The sequence below is a fragment of the Sulfitobacter sp. R18_1 genome (assembly GCF_017743915.1).
In the GTDB taxonomy this organism is placed as follows: domain Bacteria; phylum Pseudomonadota; class Alphaproteobacteria; order Rhodobacterales; family Rhodobacteraceae; genus Sulfitobacter; species Sulfitobacter faviae.
The window spans coordinates 81,378-98,061 of the sequence record NZ_JAGHRG010000009.1; the positions used below are offsets into that span (position 1 = coordinate 81,378).

Here is a 16,684-nt window from a genome sequence, read left to right on the forward strand (position 1 = left end):
AGTGCAAGTCAGCAACCTTAGCGTCGCACGCGGCGGAGTGCCCGTGCTCTCGGGCCTGTCCTTCGCGCTGGCGGCGGGGGAGGCCTTGGTGCTGCGCGGCCCTAATGGCGCGGGCAAGACGACATTGCTGCGCTGTATCGCCGGGCTGCAGGCGCCGCTTTCGGGGCAGATCGAAGGGGCGGAGGACCGTGTCGCCTATGCCGCTCATGCGGATGGGCTGAAATCCATGCTGACCGTGCGCGAGAACCTGAGCTTTTGGGCGCAGGTCTTTGGCAACACTGACATTTCCGCAGCACTTGATGGCTATGCGCTGCGCCCTTTGGCGGACCGTTTGGCCGCGACGCTCTCCGCCGGGCAAAAGCGCCGTTTGGGCTTGGCGCGGCTCTTGGTGACGGGGCGGCCGATCTGGGTCTTGGATGAGCCGACGGTCTCGCTTGACGCGGATGCGGTGGCGCTGTTCGGTTCTGTCCTGCGCGGGCATTTGGCGGCGGGTGGATCGGCCCTCATGGCCACGCATATCGATCTGGGGGTGGAGGCGTGCATGCTTGACATCAGCGCCTACCGTGCGGCCCCCGATGCCGATCTCGGCGCCAGCGATGCGGCCTTCCTATGAAGGCGTTGCTGCTGCGAGACCTGCGTTTAGCGCTGCGGGCGGGCGGGGGCTTTGGCCTTGGCTTGGCGTTCTTCCTGATCGTGACGATGCTGGTGCCCTTCAGCGTCGGGCCAGAGGCCACGCTGCTGCGCGCGATTGCGCCCGGTGTGCTTTGGCTCGGGGCGCTTCTGGCCTGTCTTCTGTCGCTCGACCGTCTGCTGGCGCTCGACCTCGAAGACGGCTCCTTGGAGCTGCTGTTGACCGCCCCGCTGCCGCTGGAAGGCGCGCTTGCGGTCAAGGCTTTGGCGCATTGGTTGACCACTGGGCTGCCGCTGGTTCTGGCGGCGCCCTTTCTGGGGGTGATGCTGCAACTCGCAGCGCCGGGGCATCTGTGGCTGCTGCTCTCGCTGGCGCTCGGCACGCCTGCGCTCTCGGTGATCGGCATGTTCGGCGCGGCGCTGACGGTGGGGATCAAACGCGGCGGGCTGCTGCTGTCGCTGCTGGTGCTGCCGCTCTATATTCCGACGCTGATTTTCGGGGCCGAAGTCGCCCGGCGCGGGGCGGCGGGCTTGGAGGCCACGACGCCGCTTTTGATGCTGGCGGGGCTGACGCTGGCCGTGGTGGCCTTGATGCCATTTGCCGCAGCCGCCGTGCTACGGATGGGGTTGCGATGACCTGGGTAAATCGTGCATTGAGCACCACCCAACCGCGCGATAGGTAGTCTGCATGTCCTTTTGGCAATACGCAAACCCGGTCAAATTCCTTGCGCTTTCGCAGCGCGTGCAGCCTGCGCTTTGGGTGCTGGCGGCGGCCTTCGTGAGCGCGGGCTTGCTTTGGGGCTTTTTCGGCACCCCCGATGACGCGCGCCAAGGCAGCACGGTCAAGATCATCTACCTGCATGTGCCCGCCGCCCTGATGGCGATCAATGCGTGGTTCATGATGCTGGTGGCCTCGCTCATCTGGTTGATCCGCCGGCATCACGTCAGCGCATTGGCGGCCAAGGCCGCGGCCCCCGTGGGGCTGGTGATGACGCTGATCGCGCTGGTGACGGGGGCGATCTGGGGCCAGCCGATGTGGGGGACATGGTGGGCCTGGGATCCGCGGCTCACGTCCTTCCTGATCCTCTTCCTTTTCTATCTGGGTTATATCGCGCTGTGGCAGGCGGTGGAGGATCCGGACACCGCTGCCGATCTCACTTCGGTTCTCTGCCTAGTCGGCTCAGTCTTTGCGGTGCTGTCGCGCTACGCCGTGCAATTCTGGAACCAAGGGTTGCATCAAGGCACCTCGATCCCCGTGGCCACGGGCAACCGCAGTGTGGCGGATGTTTTCTTTTACCCGCTGGTCCTGGCGATGCTGGGCTTTGGCCTGCTGTTTCTGGCGCTGGTGGTCTACCGCACAGGCACCGAAATTCGCTTGCGCCGTACGGCGGCGCTCAGGGCGCGGATGAACAGGGGGGCGTGATGCCGGATCTTGGAAAATACGCGGCCGAGGTGCTCTCGGCCTATGCCGTATCTCTGCTGCTGCTGGCGGCGCTGATCGGCTTGACCCTCTGGCGCGGTCGCGCAGCGCGCCGGGCTTTGGAAGAGACAGAGCAGGAGGCCGGACGCCGTGGCTAAACTCTCGCCCATGATGATCGCGCCGCCGGTGATTTTCGCCGCCTTCGTCGCACTGGCCGCCGTTGGCATGTACCGCGATGATCCCGAGGGGCTGCCCTCGACGCTGGTGGGGCAACAGGCGCCTGCCATGCCCGAAGCCACGCTGCCCGGCTATCCGCAGGCCACGGAGGACATGCTGCGCGCAGGGCAAGTGAGCTTGGTGAACTTCTGGGCCAGCTGGTGCCCGCCCTGCCGTGCCGAACACCCCAAACTGCTTGAGATGCAGGCAGAGGGGATGAACATCATCGGCGTCAATTTCAAGGATACCGAGAAGAACGCGACCGCCTATCTCGAAGACGAAGAGAGCCCCTTTGCCGGGGTCGGTTTCGACCCGCAGGGGCGTGTGGCAATCGACTGGGGCGTGACCGCCCCGCCGGAGACTTTCATCGTCGACGGGGACGGCACGGTGTTGTTCCGCTTTGCCGGGCCGCTGGTCGGCAGCGATTACGAACAGCGGTTCCTCCCGGCCCTGCGGGATGCGATCACCCGCTGATCTTGTCGGCGTATTCAACCAGACGTTTCGCCTGATAGGCGACGGATTTCTTGCCGGTGTCGCTCAGCGGGCCGGGTTCGCAGGAGTATCCGTAGGGGTTCCCGCCATCCTCGAATTTGATGCCATCGGCATAGCCCGGCGGCACGATGATCGCGCCCCAATGCATGGCGGTGACATAGATCGACTGAAGCGTCGTTTCCTGCCCGCCATGCGGGTTCTGCGCCGAAGTGGTCGCCGTAATCGCCTTATTGGCGAGCGCCCCTGACTGCCAGAGCGGCCCCAGCGTGTCGATGAAGGCGCGGAACTGGCTGGCGGCGACGCCAAAGCGGGTGGGGGCCGAGATGAAATAGCCATCGGCCCATTCCATGTCCTCGGGTTTGGCCTCGGGGATGTCTTGCATCTTGTCCAGCTGCGCGCGCCACGCGTCTTGGCCATCGACGACGGCCTGCGGGGCGGTTTCGGCGCAGCGGCGCAGGCGGACCTCGGCGCCTGCCTCTTCGGCAGCGCGGGCGGCTTGCTCTGCGATGGCGTGGTTGGTCCCATAGGTGGAGTAGAACAGAACGGTGATTTTCGGGCTCATGGTATCTCCTTTCACGAGGTGTTTCGGGATCAACGGGAATTCCCGGTCTTCTGTTCCTCGGGGTCAGAGCGAATAGGGCCGCGCCCATTCGCGCAGGCGGTCGATAAATTGGGCGTTGGTCAGTTGGTCCGAGCGGCCCTCGGGCGCGGTGAAACCGGGCAGCGGCTCAAGCGCGATGCGCAGGCGGCGCATCTGTTCGGGGTAGGGGGCGACCCGCTCGGCCAGTTCCACCATTCCTGCGGGCACCCGGCGGGCGGGGTGTTCGGCGCTGTAGTAAAGCGCGAACTGCATCGCATTGAGGTTCGACACCAGATCGGCGAGGGCGGGCATGATGACCGTGTTCATCTCATCGCTGTCCGCCGCGAACATCGACGCCTTGCTCAAAAGCCCCCGCGCTTGCGCGACCGTGGTGGTGGTCGACAGCACGAAGCTGACCGAGAGCGTGAGGATCACCATCCCATTGACCCCGACGAGCACCGACATCACCATCCAGAAGGGGCTTTGCGTTTGCAACGGCCCGCCGCCGAGGGTCGAAAGCAGATGACCCACAAAGGCGGAGTCGCGGACAAAACCCGCAGGCTCTGTACTGTCCGACATGACCACGGCATCGCGGCTCAGCTGAAACACCAAAGTCCAGCCGAGGGAGACGAGCACGATCCAAGTCACCGCGATGGCTGTCATCACCACCGGGCCGGAAAGCCGGTGCCGGGCATTTCCCTTTGGCATGAGTTTGGTGAAAAGGAAAAACGCCGCCCGTGCCACCCGTTCCGACAGGGGGGCCACAGGGGCCGCGCCAATCGCGGTATAGAGAAAATCCAGCAGCACGATAACAAGGATCACCGCGCCCAAAGCGCCAAGTGCGTAACTTGCTAACATTGCTGTGCCTTCCTCGAAAATAATCGTCTTACGAAGGCAACCCGTGATGAGGCGGCAGGTTCCCGCCTAGGGCGTTGGGGCAAAGAAAAGGAGCGGCCCATGGGGGCCGCTCCTTGGAATTGTTTGGCATTGGCGATGGGCGTTTAGGCCGATTTCGCCAGATTGCGCAGCACGTAGTGCAGCACGCCGCCGTGCTCAATGTATTCGATCTCGATCGCGGTATCGATGCGGCACTTGAGGGTGATTTCCTTGGTGCTGCCATCCGCCATGGTGATCTTGCAGGGCACTTCCTGCAACGGCTTGATTGTGTCCAGCCCTTCGATTGAGACGGTCTCATCCCCGGTCAGGCCCAGCGATTTGCGGGTGTCGCCGCCGGTGAACTCGAAGGGGATGACGCCCATGCCAACGAGGTTGGAGCGGTGGATACGCTCAAAGCTTTCGGCGATCACGGCCTTCACACCCAAAAGGGCGGTGCCCTTCGCGGCCCAGTCGCGCGAGGAGCCCGCGCCGTACTGTTCGCCACCGAAGATCACCAGCGGGGTGCCGTTCTCCTGATGCGCCATGGCGGCATCGAAGATCGACGTCTGCGCGCCATCGGGGCCCTTGGTGTAGCCACCTTCGACGCCATCCAGCATCTCGTTCTTGATGCGGATGTTGGCGAAGGTGCCGCGCATCATGACTTCGTGGTTACCGCGACGCGAACCATAGGAGTTGAACTCCCGCACCGGCACCTGACGTTCGGTCAGATACTGGCCCGCAGGCGTGGTTTCCTTGAACGACCCGGCGGGCGAGATGTGGTCGGTGGTGATCATGTCACCCAGCACGGCCAGCACTTTCGCGCCTTCGATGTTCGAAATCGTGCCCGGCTCAGGCGACATGCCTTGGAAGTAGGGCGGGTTCTGCACGTAGGTCGACTGCGGCGGCCAATCGTAGGTCTTGCTGTCGGTGGTCTCGACCGCCTGCCACTTCTCGTCGCCCTTGAAGACATCGGCGTATTTCTCTTGGAAGGCTTCGCGCGTCACGGTCTGTTCGACCAGTGCGGCGACTTCCTGCGTCGAGGGCCAGATGTCTTTGAGGTAAACGTCATTGCCGTTCTTGTCCTGACCCAGCGGGCTGTTTGTCAGGTCGTGGTTCATGTCACCCACCAGCGCATAGGCCACCACGAGGGGCGGGGAGGCGAGGTAGTTGGCACGCACGTCGGGGCTGATCCGGCCTTCGAAGTTACGGTTGCCCGAGAGCACCGAGGTGCCGATCAGATCGTAATCGTTGATCGCTTTGCTGATCGGCGCTTCCAGCGGGCCGGAGTTGCCGATGCAGGTGGTGCAGCCATAGCCCACGAGGTTGAAGCCGATCGCATCAAGGTCTTCTTGCAGGCCAGCGGCCTCAAGGTAGTGCGACACGACCTGCGAACCCGGCGCCAGCGATGTCTTGACCCAAGGCTTGCGGGTCAGGCCCAGCTCACGCGCTTTGCGTGCCACGAGGCCCGCGCCGATCATGACGTAGGGGTTCGAGGTGTTGGTGCAGGACGTGATCGAGGCGATCACGATGGAGCCGTCGTGCAGCTGGTAGTGGCCGTCGTCGGTCATCACATAGCCGCGGTTGTGGTGGCCCTCGTCACCGGGGATTTCCTGCGGCTCAGGCTGGCCGCCTTCGCCTTCCCAACGGATTTCAGAGTTCGCGGAGGTGTCTTTGCCTTCGCGGATGCCTTTGACGTATTCGGCGAAAGCGGTGTGCGCCTTGTCGAGTGCGATGTAATCCTGCGGACGCTTGGGGCCCGAGATCGCGGGCACGATGGTGCCCATGTCGAGAGACAGGGTGTCGGTGTAGACCGGTGCGTAATCCGCATCGCGCCACATGCCGTTTTCCTGCGCATAGGCTTTGACCAGCGCCACGCGATCCTTGTCGCGGCCGGTGTTGGTCAGATAGCGCAGCGTCTCGTCGTCGATCGGGAAGAAGCCACAGGTCGCGCCGTACTCAGGCGCCATGTTGGCGATGGTCGCGCGGTCCGCCAGCGGCAGGTGGTCAAGGCCGTCACCGTAGAATTCCACGAACTTGCCGACCACGCCTTTTTCGCGCAGCATCTCGACCACTTTCAGCACGAGGTCGGTGCCGGTGGTGCCTTCCATCATGCGGCCCGTCAGCTCGAAGCCCACGACCTCGGGGATCAGCATGGAGATCGGCTGGCCCAGCATCGCGGCCTCGGCCTCGATCCCGCCGACGCCCCAACCCAGAACGGCGGCGCCGTTGACCATGGTGGTGTGGCTGTCGGTGCCCACCAGCGTGTCGGGGTAGGCGACTTCCTCGCCGTTCTGGTCTTTGTCGGTCCAGACGGTCTGGCTGAGGTATTCGAGGTTCACCTGGTGGCAGATGCCGGTGCCGGGGGGCACAACGCGGAAGTTGTTAAACGCCTTCTGACCCCACTTGAGGAAGGTATAGCGCTCGATGTTGCGCTCATATTCGCGGTCCACGTTCATCTGGAAGGCGCGCGGGTTGCCGAATTCGTCGATCATGACGGAGTGGTCGATGACGAGGTCGACGGGGTTGAGCGGGTTGATCTTGTCGGCGTCGCCACCAAGCGCCACCAGACCGTCGCGCATCGCGGCAAGGTCGACCACCGCTGGCACGCCGGTGAAGTCCTGCATCAGCACGCGGGCCGGGCGGTAGGCGATCTCACGCGGGTTCTTGCCGCCCTTGGTCGCCCATTCGGCAAAAGCCTTGATGTCGTCTTGGGTGACGGTCTTGCCGTCTTCAAAACGCAGCATGTTTTCCAGAACGACTTTCAACGCCGCTGGCAGTTTGGAGAAGTCGCCCAGACCAGCCGCTTCGGCGGCGGGGATGGAGTAATAGGCGACGTTCTGGCTGCCAACGGAGAGGGTTTTCCGTGTCTTGGCACTGTCGTGACCGACTTGGATTGTCATGGCGGGCTCCCTTCGGGGTCTGATGGGTGGCTAGATTGCCGTCTCAATGCCACTACGGGCGCGGCGGTTCAACTGTTATCAGGCGGTTTCGCGTGAATTTGTATACCATTGTGTACCGACTTTAAAGGGGGCATCATGCGCAGCATGCGGCTGTGGGCGCTAACGGGCGTTTCAACAAAGGTTGATTGGTATTTTACCCTCCCAGCCGTTAGACCAAACCCATCACCGAGATATTGATCCGTCTGGAATTTTATGAAGCCCCTGATTTTTCCCGTCCTTGCCGCATTTTCGCTGCTGGCCGCGCCATTGCAGGCTCAGCAGGAGCAGCCTGTGGTGGTCGAACTCTTTACCTCTCAGGGCTGTTCCTCTTGCCCCGATGCCGATGCGATGCTCGCCGAATTAGCTGAGCGGGAGGATATCATCGCGCTCGCGCTGCATGTGGATTACTGGGATTACATTGGCTGGGAGGATCCCTTTGGCGATCCGGCCCATGCCGAGCGCCAGCGCGGCTATGCCGCTGTCGGCGGGCGGCGCAGCGTTTATACGCCTGAGCTGATCGTGCAGGGGCAGACCGATATCGTCGGCGCGAAACCGATGAAACTGATGGACGCGGTCGAACGTCATGCAGAGGCCGCGCCGCAGGTGGCGCTGACGGTCGCGCGGTCAGGTGCAGCGGTTGAGATCACGGCAGATCCTTTGGCCGAAGGCGTAGGACCGATGCAGATCCACATGCTGCGCTATTCCCCGATGGAGCGGACCAAGGTCACCCGGGGTGAAAACGCGGGCCATGTCATGGAGCACAGCAACGTGGTGCAGGGCTGGCAGGTCTTGGCGGACTGGGACGGGGCGGCGCCCCTGTCACTGCGTGCCGAGGCCGAGGGCGATCTGCCCGTCGTGGTCATCGTTCAGCGCAAAGAGCAGGGCGGCCCGGGGGCGATCCTCGCCGCTGCGCGAGCCAAGTAAGGCGCGACGTTAGGTTTCGTGGGGCCGCCAGCGGCGGTGCACCCAGAACCACTGCTCCGGCGTCTTGGTGACCTGCGCGGTCAGACTGTCGTTTAGCGCCTGCGTCATGGTCATCGGATCGCTATGCGGCACCGGCGCTTCGAGCACCACGTCAAAGCTGACGCCATCGTCCTGACGAATGCCGTAGAAAGGGATCAGCAGCGCATTATAGCGCAGCGCCAGTTCCGCCGCCGAGATGGCGGTGCGGGCAGGTTTGCCGATAAAGTCGAGGATCGGCGCGCGGATGACATGTTGGTCGAACAGCAGCACCAGCCGACCGCCCTGTTTCAGATGCCGCACGAAACCCGCCGTGCCACGCCGCCCTTGGGGAAACACCGGCCCGCCGAAGGCTTCGAGCGTCTTGACGTAATGCGCGTTGAAATAGGGGTTCTTCATCTTGCGGTAGAGGCCGCCGATGTCATAGCCCCGCGCCACGAGGGAGGCCCGCGCCGCTTCGTAATTGCCGTAATGCCCGGTCACGAGGATCACCGGCTGGCCCGTACGGTTGGCCTCTTCCAGCGCCGCCATGCCCGGCCCCTGCGGGGCGACGTCGGCCATGCGTTTGGGAAAGTCCTCGGCGGAATAATTTTCGATGAAGGACCGGCCAAGATTGTTCAGGCAGCGGGTCGCGATTTCCTCACGCCGGGCAAGCGGCATCTCGGGCCAGACATGCTCAAGATTGTCCAGCGCACGGCGGCGGTAGCCCGCGAGCGGGGCCAGAACATGCTGCACCAACCCGCCGACAAAGCCGACCCGCGTCTTATAGGGCAGGGCCAAAGCCGTGCGGATGATGCCGACGATCAGCAGGTTGCTAAGGTAATGCCGGGCCCGGCGACCGAAGGGATAGGGCTTTTTGGCTTTGGTGGCTGGGTCCGACATGGGCTCTGACAGGCTGTTAAACTTTTCCTGACATAGCCTGCGCCGACGCGCGCAACAAGCCATGCCGGGCGGCATAGGCCGGGGTCAGCCGTCAGAGGCCCGGGCAGGGGGCATTGTATTTTGCCGCCGGTGGAAAACTCAGGCGGTGGCGTCCGGCACGCAGGTGCCGCTGCTGATGTCGAGTTTCATACCCTCCGCGCAGGTCATGACCTGTTTGTCATGGACGCAGCCCGAGGCGAGGGCGAGGGAGGGGGCCGTGAGCGCCATAAGGGCGCCGAGTGTCAGTGCGAGTTTCATGTCGTTTGCTCCTTTGACAGGCGCGGATAGGGTACACCCACCCGCGCCAATCTCAAAGCAATAGGATGAACGCCTTACGCGCCGAAGACGCGTTTGAAGATCGTGTCGACATGTTTGGTGTGGTAGCCCATGTCGAATTTCTCGTTGATGCCGTCTTCGCCGAGGGCGGCGACGACCTCTTCATCGGCCAGCAGCAGCTCGCGGAAATCGAGCCGTTCTTCCCAGACCTTAAGCGCGTTGCGCTGCACCATGGAATAGGCATCTTCGCGGCTCACACCCGCTTGGGTCAGGGCCAGAAGCACCCGCTGGCTCATCACGAGGCCGGGGAACTTGTTCATGTTCTCCAGCATGTTGTCGGGGAAGATCAGCATCTTGTCGACGACGCCCGCCAGACGGTGCAGGGCGAAGTCCAGCGTCACGGTGGCATCGGGGCCAATGCCGCGCTCGACAGAGGAATGCGAGATGTCGCGCTCGTGCCAAAGCGCCACGTTTTCCATCGCCGGGATCACCGACATGCGCACGAGGCGGGCCAGACCGGTCAGGTTCTCGGTCAGCACCGGGTTCTTCTTATGCGGCATGGCCGAGGAGCCTTTTTGCCCCATGGAGAAGAATTCCGCCCCCTCCAGCACCTCGGTACGCTGCATGTGGCGAATCTCGATCGCGACGTTTTCGATGCTGCTGGCGATGACGCCGAGCGTGGCAAAGAACATCGCATGACGGTCGCGCGGGATGACTTGGGTCGAGATCGGCTCGGGGTTGAGGCCCAATTTCTCACAGACATGTTCTTCGACGCGCGGGTCGATATTGGCGAAAGTCCCGACAGCGCCCGAGATCGCACCGGTGGCAATCTCCTCACGCGCGGCGACGAGGCGGGCGCGGTTGCGGTCCATCTCGGCATAGAAACGGGCAAAGGTGAGGCCCATGGTGGTGGGTTCTGCGTGGATGCCGTGGCTGCGGCCCACGCGCACGGTGTCTTTATGCTCAAGCGCGCGTTTCTTCAGCGCGGCAAGCAGCTTGTCCATACCGTCGAGCAGCAGGTCGGCGGCACGGGTCAGTTGCACGTTGAAACAAGTGTCGAGCACGTCGGAGGAGGTCATCCCCTGATGTACGAAACGCGCCTCGTCGCTGCCGACATGTTCGGCCAGATGGGTGAGGAAGGCGATGACGTCATGTTTGGTCACGGCTTCGATCTCGTCGATGCGGGCCACGTCGAACTCGACGTCTTTGGCTTTCCACACGGCGTCGGCGTTTTCGCGCGGGATGGTGCCCAGATCGGCCATGGCGTCGCAGGCATGGGCCTCGATCTCGAACCAGATGCGGAATTTCGTTTCCGGCGACCAAACGGCAACCATATCGGGACGGGAGTAGCGGGGGATCATGCGCGCACCTTTTTAGGACAGGGGATGGGTCAAGGGCGGCATAGACTGACTTGGGGTTAAGGACAAGTCTGAGGGGGGAGGGTGACGATGGCCCGGCGCCTGCGGCTTGATTCCGGGCTGGGGTGGTCAAGTCACCGTACCTACAGCAGCTCCGTCACCACCGTCGAACTCCGCTCCAACGTCCGATGCACCGGACACTTGTCCGCAATCTCCAAAAGCCGCTGGCGCTGCTCCTCGGTCAAATCCCCCTCCAGCCGAATACGCCGCCGCCAAGTGTCGATCTTCTCTGCCGCGCCGGTGCATGCGTCCTGCGCGTGCACCTTGTCGTGGCAGACATCCACGCTCACGCCGTCGAGCGGCCAGCCCTTGCGCCGGGCATACATGCGGATGGTCATCGAGGTGCAAGCCCCCAATCCGGCGGACAAAAACCCATAGGGCGACATGCCGCGGTTGGTGCCGCCATAGGCCCGCGGCTCATCCGCCAGCGCGTGGTGATGCGGGCCTGCGTTCACGTCTTGCAAGAACCCATCGGCATCCGGTTCGGTTACGCGCACGATCCCTTCCGGCGCGCCGGGGGGCGGGGCGGGGGATTTCAACGACATGTAGCGATCCGCCCATGTGGCGATGATCTCTGCCGCATATTCGGCGTCGCGCGGGCGGGTGATCAGGTGGTCGGCATCGTCGAGGGTGACAAAGCTTTTGGGGTGTTTCGCGGCCATGAAAATCTGTCCGGCGTTGTCGATGCTGACGATCTCATCGCGCGGCGCATGCATCACCAGCAGGGCGGCTTTCAGCCCCGCGATATCGGGGGCGAGCGTTGCCCCCTGCAGATCGTCGATGAACCCCTGACTGATGGTGAAAGGCCGCCCGCCGAGATTGACCTCGGCACTGCCATTCTCCGAAATCTCGGGCAGGCTCTCGGCAAAGTTATGGGTCACATGGGCGGGATCGAATGGCGCGCCGAGCGTGGCGACAGCGCTGACATGAGGCAGTTGGGCTGCGGCTTTCAGAACCGCCGCGCCGCCCAATGAATGGCCGATCAAAAGCGCGGGGGCCATGTCACGGCCCGACAGATAGCGGCACGCGGCGAGCAGATCATCGACGTTGGACGAGAACGAAGTCTCTTCGAAATCACCCTCTGAATGGCCTAGCCCGGTGAAATCGAAGCGCAGCACCGCAATCCCCATCGCCGCCAAACGGCCCGCGATGCGCCGCGCGGCGGGGATGTCTTTGCCGCAGGTGAAACAATGCGCGAAAAGCGCGGTCGCCAGATGCGGCCCCTCCGGCATGTCCAGCCGTGCGGAGAGTTCCGTGCCGCCCGGGCCGGGAAAGGTGATGCGTTCGATGGCCATGAGGCTCTCCAATTTGCTTGGGCTAAAGGTGACATCTCCAGCGGGCGGATCAAGGGCCGGGGCCGCGCGCTCACCCAAGCGTGACGCGAAAGCACTGCGCGTGATCGCATTTGCCCCCGGTTGTTGCTTTGTATACGATTTGTGCAAAACCCCTGTCGGAGACATATCTTGGCCCAGCCCCCCAAACCGAACCTCCACCCTGCCACCATCGCGGCCCAAGCCGCGGGCGCTGTCGATCCCGCGTCAGGCGGGGTGGTGCCGCCGGTGCAATTCGCCACCACCTATCTGCGGGATGAGAATTACGATCTGGTCAATCCTGACAACGTCTATCTGCGCTCGCATAACGAAAACACCCGCGTGGCGGAGCGTCTGCTGAACGCGCTGGAACGGGCCGACGAGACGCTGATCTTCCCCTCGGGCATGGCGGCCATCGCGGCGGTCTTTCGCACCGTGCCCAATGGGGCGAGCGTGGTGGTGCAGAGCCAGATTTACTGGGGCACGACGAAATGGATCCGCGATTTCTGCGCCCGGCGGCAGATCGCGCTGCATGAGGTGGACGCAAGCGACCTTGATGCCTTTGCCGCCCTGTGCCGCGCCGAAAAACCCGACCTGTGCCTGATCGAGACGCCGTCGAACCCGTGGCTGCGGATCACCGATATCGCCGGGGCCGCCGCCGCCGCCCATGAGGTGGGCGCGACGCTTGTGGTCGACAGCACCGCGGCCTCGCCCGTGTTGAGCCACCCATTGGAGCATGGCGCGGATATCGTGATGCATTCGGCGACCAAGGGGATCAACGGCCACTCCGATGTTCTGGCCGGATCGCTCGCCACCAAAGACGCCGAGACACCGCGCTGGCAGATGATCCGCGACGACCGCAATGAGGCGGGCGCGGTGATCGGCCCGATGGAGGCGTGGCTGCTGGCGCGTGGGATGCGCACCCTGCCGCTTAGGATGCGCGAAATGTCTCGCAATGCCATGGCCTTGGCCGAGTTCCTGTCGGATCATCCGCAGGTGGAAAAGGTGATGTACCCCGGCCTGCCGGACCAGCCCGGCCATGCGCTGGCCGCGCAGCAGATGCGCGGGGGCTATGGCGGGCTGTTGTCCTTTGTCGTCAAAGGCGGGGCCGAGGCGGCGTTGAAAGCGGCGGGGCGGTTGCAGCTGTTCCACCGCGCGACCTCGCTCGGCGGGGTGGAAAGCCTTGTCGAACACCGCCACACGATCGAGCCGCATACCGGGATCCCCGAGGGGCTGTTGCGCCTATCGGTCGGGATCGAGGATGTCGAAGACCTTGGCGCCGATCTGGGTCAAGCGCTCGGGCAGTGAAACGAAATTGGCCGCGCACCCTCGCGGCCAATCTTGCCTCACCTTTCAGACCATTCCTGCAACTTGTCGATCACCCCATCGGTCAGCGATTGCAGATCCTCCTGCACTGCCAGCGCCGGGCAGGGCTGGTCCAGCCGCGCGGCCATATCGCCCATGTGGAAGCCATTCGCGCTGTCGAGCGTCTCTAATTCCTCCCAAGTCACCGGCACGGCGACCGGCGCACCGGGGCGCGCGCGAAGGGAGTAGGGCGCGATGGCCGTGGCACCGCGTTCATTGCGCAGCCAGTCGATGAAAATCCGGCCCCTGCGCTTGGCCTTGGACATGGTCGCGACATAGCGGTCGGGGTCTTGCGCGGCCATGACATGGGCAAAGGTCTTGGCGAAAAGCTTGACCGTCTCCCAACCGCGCGTGCGGCGCAGGGCCAGCCAGACATGCACGCCCTTGCCGCCGGTGACGATGGCCCCCGATTGCAGGCCGAGGGCCGCCAACGCATCGCGCAGCTCGAACGCTGCCGCGCGAACATCGGCCCAGTCCAACCCTTCATCGGGGTCGAGGTCAAAGACCAGCCGGTCGGGGCGGTCCAGCCGATCCACCCGCGCGCCCCAGATGTGATATTCCAAACTGCCCATCTGGGCCGCCGCGATCAGGCTTTCGGGGCGCGTGGCATAGAGGTAATCCGCCGCGTCGCCATCGCTTTCCTCGATCGAGACGCGTGACAGCGCGTCGGGCATCCCGCCGCTGTCATGTTTTTGAAAGAAACATTGCCCGTCGATCCCCGAAGGGCAGCGAAAAAGCGACAGCGGACGGTGGCCCATGAGGTCGATCATCCGCGCCCCGACACGTTCGTAATGCCGTGCCACATCGCCTTTGGTGCAGCCCGCATCGGGAAAAACCTTGCGGTCGGCATTGCTGATCTGCACGCCGCCGATCTTGTTGTCGCTGTCCATCTTAGGCTCCTCTTGCGGTTCCTCCACGGTCACGCTGCTTGCGTCTTTATCCTCGCGCAGGCCCAGAAAACTGCCGTGCCGGATCACGCCATCGGCGGTAAACTCGGCAAAATCGACCTCGGCCACCAGATCGGTGCGGACCCATTTGGCATCGCGCGCCACCTCCGTTGGCACATCGCTCGCGGGCGGGGTCTTGCGGGCGGTCATGGCGCGGGTGAGGTCGGCCATCACCTCCTCGGAAAACCCCGTGCCGACGCGGCCCTTATAGCGCAATTCGCCGCCCTCATGGCTGCCCAGCAGGAGCGAGGCAAAGGCGCGACCCTTTTTGTCGGAGGGGGAATAGCCGATGATGACGAATTCCTGCCGCCGGGTGCATTTCACCTTGAGCCAGCTTTTGCTGCGCCTGCCAGTATAGGGCGCGTCGATGCGTTTGGAGATGATCCCCTCGGCCCCGGCTTTGCAGGCGCGGTCGAAGACTTCGGGACCATGGCCGATGACATGCTCGCTCAGCCGCAGCGGCCCGCCTGCAGGCACGCCGGATAGCAACTGCGCCAGACGCGCGCGGCGGTCCGTCTGCGGCGCGTCGCGAAAATCCTCACTGTCGAGCGACAGCAGATCGAAGGCGTAAAAGACCAGCGGATGCCCCTCTTTCAGCGCCTTTTGCAGCGAAGAGAAGGCCGAGCCGTTGATCTTGGCCGCCATGACCTCTCCATCCAAGAGCGCCCGGTCGCAGGGCAGCGGGTCGAAGGCGGCCCCAAGCGCGCCGAACTTATCGGTCCAATCCTTGCCGGAGCGGGTGAAAAGCCGCGTGCCGTTCTTGCCCAGGGACACCAGACAGCGGTAGCCGTCGAACTTGGTCTCATGCATCCAACCGTCGCCCTCGGGCGCGTCGGCGACGAGGGTGGCAAGCTGGGGTTTGACGAAAGCGGGGTTCTTGCCTTTGCGCTTGGGGCGCGGGTCGGCGACCTTTTTGGCGGGGGCATCTTTGGCGATCTCGGCCATTGTGCGGCCCGTTGTGATCGACCGGGCGGTGCCTTTGGTCAGCCCATCGGGGAGATCGCGGGCATAGTCGTCACGCTCCTTGATCAGCAGCCAGTTTTCACGCTTTTCCCGGCCCCGCATCCGCACCAGCGTCCAACCGCCCTGCATCTGCTGGCCTTGCAGCGTGAATTTGAGCTTGCCGTCTTTTAGCCCCTTGGCCACATCGCCCTGCGGCATCCATGTGCCCCGGTCCCAGAGCATGACCGTACCGCCGCCATATTGCCCCTTGGGAATCGTCCCCTCAAAGCCGCCATAGTCGATCGGGTGGTCCTCGGTCCGTACGGCAAGGCGTTTTTCCGACGGGTCGGGGGAGGGGCCTTTGGTGACAGCCCAGCTTAGCAGCACCCCCTCCCATTCAAGGCGAAAATCATAGTGCAGGCGGGTGGCATCGTGTTTCTGAACGACAAAGCTTTGCCCCGCGCCGCTGCCGATCTGGCCACGGGGTTCGGCTGTCGTCTCGAAATCGCGCTTGGCGTTGTAGCTGGCAAGCCTGTCGGGGGATTTGGCCATCACGAGGCCTTCTTGCGTGGCGCCTTCTTCTTGGCGCTGGATTTACCGCCCGCTTCCTTCAGGCTCTCTTTCAACGCGCCCATCAGGTCGATGACATTCTCGCCCTCGGCAGGGCCGTCATCCCCGGTTTGCACGCGCGGGGTTTTCTTGTTCTTCACCTTCGCATCCAAAAGCTTTTGCATCGCCTCGGCATATTTGTCGGTATAGGCGGAGGCGTCGAAGGGCGCGGTTTTCTTATCGATGAGCGAGGTCGCGACATCGAGCAACTCCTTGTCGGTCTTGTCGTCCTCGATATCGGTGAAGATCTGATCCGCCTCGCGCAGCTCATCGGCATAGTGCAGCGTCTCCATCAACAGCCCATCGCCGCAGGGTTTGACGCAGGCCAGGTATTCCTTGCCGCGCATGGTGACCTGCCCCAAACCAACCTTGCCGGATTGGCGCAGCGCATCGCGCACCACGCGGTAGGCGTCTTGGGCCAGATCGTCGGAGGCGGTGATGTAATAGGGTTTGTCGAAATAGAGCGGAGAGATTTCGCAGGCATCGACGAACTGCACCAACTCGAAGGTCTTTTTCGTCTCTAGCTTGATCTCATCCACCTCATCGGGGTCGAGCAGGATATATTCGTCGCTGCCGACCTCGTAGCCTTTGACGATATCCTCAGCCTTGACCGGGCCGATGCCGGGCACGGATTTCTCATAGCGCACCCGCTTGCCCGAGGGCTTGTGAATTTGCCGGAACGAGACTTTGGAACTGGTCTTGGTGGCCGAGAATATCTCGACCGGGATCGACACCAGCGAGAGGCGAAGTTGACCTTTCCAAAGTGCGCGCGGTGCCATGAGA

The 16,684-nt window shown here is 63.5% G+C and carries 16 protein-coding genes; 7 read left to right on the forward strand and 9 right to left on the reverse strand.

The window, feature by feature from the left end:
- The first annotated feature begins 1 nt into the window (after position 1).
- From ccmA to J7392_RS17240, 5 genes are read left to right on the forward strand one after another with little or no spacing between them, the layout of a single operon-like run.
- A complete protein-coding gene (gene ccmA / locus J7392_RS17220; protein ID WP_209218658.1) occupies positions 2-613 on the forward strand; it encodes a heme ABC exporter ATP-binding protein CcmA in 612 nt (203 codons plus the stop codon).
- On the forward strand, positions 610-1,266 hold the full coding sequence (ccmB, locus tag J7392_RS17225; protein ID WP_209218659.1) for a heme exporter protein CcmB: 657 nt from the start codon (positions 610-612) through the stop codon (positions 1,264-1,266). The genes ccmA and ccmB overlap by 4 nt, the downstream gene beginning before the upstream one ends.
- A gap of 52 nt (positions 1,267-1,318) precedes the next feature.
- A complete protein-coding gene (gene ccmC, locus J7392_RS17230; protein ID WP_209218660.1) occupies positions 1,319-2,053 on the forward strand; it encodes a heme ABC transporter permease CcmC in 735 nt (244 codons plus the stop codon).
- Complete coding sequence (ccmD, locus tag J7392_RS17235; protein ID WP_082852106.1) at positions 2,050-2,208, forward strand: heme exporter protein CcmD; 159 nt, start codon at positions 2,050-2,052, stop codon at positions 2,206-2,208. The genes ccmC and ccmD overlap by 4 nt, the downstream gene beginning before the upstream one ends.
- Before the next feature lie 13 nt (positions 2,209-2,221).
- Entirely contained in the window at positions 2,222-2,740 is a 519-nt protein-coding gene (locus J7392_RS17240) for a DsbE family thiol:disulfide interchange protein (protein ID WP_209218779.1), read from the forward strand.
- Here J7392_RS17240 and J7392_RS17245 read toward each other — a convergent pair.
- The 3 genes from J7392_RS17245 to acnA all read right to left on the reverse strand — a co-directional run bounded on the left by J7392_RS17245 (position 2,730) and on the right by acnA (position 7,114).
- Positions 2,730-3,320 (reverse strand): NAD(P)H-dependent oxidoreductase, encoded by a 591-nt coding sequence (locus tag J7392_RS17245; protein WP_209218661.1) that lies wholly within the window; start codon positions 3,318-3,320, stop codon positions 2,730-2,732. The two genes, J7392_RS17240 and J7392_RS17245, sit on opposite strands and share 11 nt — an antisense overlap.
- Before the next feature lie 63 nt (positions 3,321-3,383).
- Positions 3,384-4,196: a hypothetical protein gene (locus J7392_RS17250; RefSeq protein WP_209218662.1), complete on the reverse strand. Its 813-nt coding sequence runs from the start codon at positions 4,194-4,196 to the stop codon at positions 3,384-3,386.
- Between the two features lie 143 nt (positions 4,197-4,339).
- Positions 4,340-7,114, reverse strand: a complete 2,775-nt coding sequence (acnA, locus tag J7392_RS17255) for an aconitate hydratase AcnA (protein WP_209218663.1) — start codon at positions 7,112-7,114, stop codon at positions 4,340-4,342.
- Between the two features lie 252 nt (positions 7,115-7,366).
- Between acnA and J7392_RS17260 the strand changes: the two genes are divergently transcribed.
- Entirely contained in the window at positions 7,367-8,077 is a 711-nt protein-coding gene (locus J7392_RS17260) for a DUF1223 domain-containing protein (RefSeq protein WP_209218664.1), read from the forward strand.
- Between the two features lie 9 nt (positions 8,078-8,086).
- Here J7392_RS17260 and J7392_RS17265 read toward each other — a convergent pair whose 3' ends face one another.
- From J7392_RS17265 to J7392_RS17280, 4 genes are all read right to left on the reverse strand, one after another.
- Positions 8,087-8,995, reverse strand: a complete 909-nt coding sequence (locus J7392_RS17265) for a lysophospholipid acyltransferase family protein (RefSeq protein WP_209218665.1) — start codon at positions 8,993-8,995, stop codon at positions 8,087-8,089.
- A 138-nt stretch (positions 8,996-9,133) separates the two neighbouring features.
- Positions 9,134-9,292 (reverse strand): hypothetical protein, encoded by a 159-nt coding sequence (locus tag J7392_RS17270; RefSeq protein ID WP_162931827.1) that lies wholly within the window; start codon positions 9,290-9,292, stop codon positions 9,134-9,136.
- Between the two features lie 74 nt (positions 9,293-9,366).
- Positions 9,367-10,671 (reverse strand): adenylosuccinate lyase, encoded by a 1,305-nt coding sequence (purB, locus tag J7392_RS17275; RefSeq protein ID WP_067266366.1) that lies wholly within the window; start codon positions 10,669-10,671, stop codon positions 9,367-9,369.
- Between the two features lie 140 nt (positions 10,672-10,811).
- The gene (locus tag J7392_RS17280; protein ID WP_209218666.1) at positions 10,812-12,023 is read right to left on the reverse strand and encodes a bifunctional alpha/beta hydrolase/OsmC family protein; all 1,212 of its coding nucleotides are present in this window, start codon (positions 12,021-12,023) and stop codon (positions 10,812-10,814) included.
- Positions 12,024-12,191: 168 nt separating this feature from the next.
- On the opposite strand from J7392_RS17280, the gene J7392_RS17285 reads away from it, so the two are divergent.
- On the forward strand, positions 12,192-13,346 hold the full coding sequence (locus J7392_RS17285; RefSeq protein WP_209218667.1) for an aminotransferase class I/II-fold pyridoxal phosphate-dependent enzyme: 1,155 nt from the start codon (positions 12,192-12,194) through the stop codon (positions 13,344-13,346).
- Between the two features lie 38 nt (positions 13,347-13,384).
- Here the strand turns inward: J7392_RS17285 and ligD are convergent, their stop codons facing one another.
- Together ligD and J7392_RS17295 are read right to left on the reverse strand one after the other, a co-directional pair.
- Positions 13,385-15,844 carry a DNA ligase D gene (gene ligD / locus J7392_RS17290; RefSeq protein WP_209218668.1) on the reverse strand — a complete coding sequence of 820 codons (2,460 nt, stop codon included), beginning with the start codon at positions 15,842-15,844 and terminating at the stop codon, positions 13,385-13,387.
- Complete coding sequence (locus J7392_RS17295; RefSeq protein ID WP_209218669.1) at positions 15,844-16,680, reverse strand: Ku protein; 837 nt, start codon at positions 16,678-16,680, stop codon at positions 15,844-15,846. Before J7392_RS17295 ends, ligD begins: the two co-directional genes overlap by 1 nt.
- Between the last annotated feature and the right edge of the window lie 4 nt (positions 16,681-16,684).

Coding starts and splice junctions, on each gene's coding strand:
- ccmB (WP_209218659.1), top strand. CDS start 610: ATGAAGGCGTTGCTGCTGCGAGACCTGCGTTTAGCGCTGCGGGCGGGC.
- ccmC (WP_209218660.1), top strand. CDS start 1,319: ATGTCCTTTTGGCAATACGCAAACCCGGTCAAATTCCTTGCGCTTTCG.
- J7392_RS17240 (WP_209218779.1), top strand. CDS start 2,222: ATGATCGCGCCGCCGGTGATTTTCGCCGCCTTCGTCGCACTGGCCGCC.
- J7392_RS17245 (WP_209218661.1), bottom strand. CDS start 3,320: ATGAGCCCGAAAATCACCGTTCTGTTCTACTCCACCTATGGGACCAAC.
- J7392_RS17250 (WP_209218662.1), bottom strand. CDS start 4,196: ATGTTAGCAAGTTACGCACTTGGCGCTTTGGGCGCGGTGATCCTTGTT.
- acnA (WP_209218663.1), bottom strand. CDS start 7,114: ATGACAATCCAAGTCGGTCACGACAGTGCCAAGACACGGAAAACCCTC.
- J7392_RS17260 (WP_209218664.1), top strand. CDS start 7,367: ATGAAGCCCCTGATTTTTCCCGTCCTTGCCGCATTTTCGCTGCTGGCC.
- J7392_RS17265 (WP_209218665.1), bottom strand. CDS start 8,995: ATGTCGGACCCAGCCACCAAAGCCAAAAAGCCCTATCCCTTCGGTCGC.
- J7392_RS17270 (WP_162931827.1), bottom strand. CDS start 9,292: ATGAAACTCGCACTGACACTCGGCGCCCTTATGGCGCTCACGGCCCCC.
- purB (WP_067266366.1), bottom strand. CDS start 10,671: ATGATCCCCCGCTACTCCCGTCCCGATATGGTTGCCGTTTGGTCGCCG.
- J7392_RS17280 (WP_209218666.1), bottom strand. CDS start 12,023: ATGGCCATCGAACGCATCACCTTTCCCGGCCCGGGCGGCACGGAACTC.
- ligD (WP_209218668.1), bottom strand. CDS start 15,844: ATGGCCAAATCCCCCGACAGGCTTGCCAGCTACAACGCCAAGCGCGAT.
- J7392_RS17295 (WP_209218669.1), bottom strand. CDS start 16,680: ATGGCACCGCGCGCACTTTGGAAAGGTCAACTTCGCCTCTCGCTGGTG.